Source organism: Alcanivorax sp. HI0007 (assembly GCF_001635525.1).
Taxonomy (GTDB): Bacteria; Pseudomonadota; Gammaproteobacteria; order Pseudomonadales; family Alcanivoracaceae; genus Alcanivorax.
The window spans coordinates 1-751 of sequence record NZ_LWEJ01000177.1 but is presented as its reverse complement, the minus strand read 5'-3'; the positions used below and the strand labels follow the sequence as shown (position 1 = coordinate 751).

Genomic DNA, 751 nt, shown 5'->3' with positions numbered 1-751 from the left:
TGCGATACCTGCCTTATGACAGGTGGGTTTCCCCATTCGGAAATCTCCGGATCAAAGGTTGTTTGCTACCTCCCCGAAGCTTATCGCAAGCTACAACGTCCTTCATCGCCTCTGGCTGCCAAGGCATCCACCGTGTACGCTTAATCACTTGACTATATAACCCAAAACAGTCTCTTCACTGCCCGCCTTTCGACTGACAACTCCAATCCCGTCCAGGTTGTTCATCGTGATAACGATTCACCATAAAGACACAAGTGTCAGAGATACTTCTTAGACGCTTGCGTATTCATTGAATACTTGGACTTCTCATTTCCCAAATTTTTAAAGAGCTTCTTATACCATCAGATATAAGACCGATTAAAAAACCGGAAACAAATAATCCCTGAGGAATCACTTGTTTCCGGCTTCTTGCCGGTAACAACAGACAAGCAAACGTGTGGGCCCTGAACGGAACAGAGGTCTTTGTCGTTAAGGAGGTGATCCAGCCGCAGGTTCCCCTACGGCTACCTTGTTACGACTTCACCCCAGTCATGAACCACACCGTGGTAATCGTCCTCCCGAAGGTTAGACTAACTACTTCTGGTGCAATCCACTCCCATGGTGTGACGGGCGGTGTGTACAAGGCCCGGGAACGTATTCACCGCGACATTCTGATTCGCGATTACTAGCGATTCCGACTTCATGGAGTCGAGTTGCAGACTCCAATCCGGACTACGAACAGTTTTAAGGGATTTGCTTGGCCTCGCGACTT

Annotated in this window: 2 rRNA genes; both read right to left on the bottom strand. The window is 48.5% G+C overall.

From position 1 onward, the window contains the following. Positions 1 to 154, bottom strand: a 23S ribosomal RNA gene (locus tag A3714_RS09840); the annotation flags it as partial. 315 nt (positions 155 to 469) lie between these two features. Then, positions 470 to 751: ribosomal RNA gene (locus A3714_RS09835) — 16S ribosomal RNA — on the bottom strand; the annotation flags it as partial.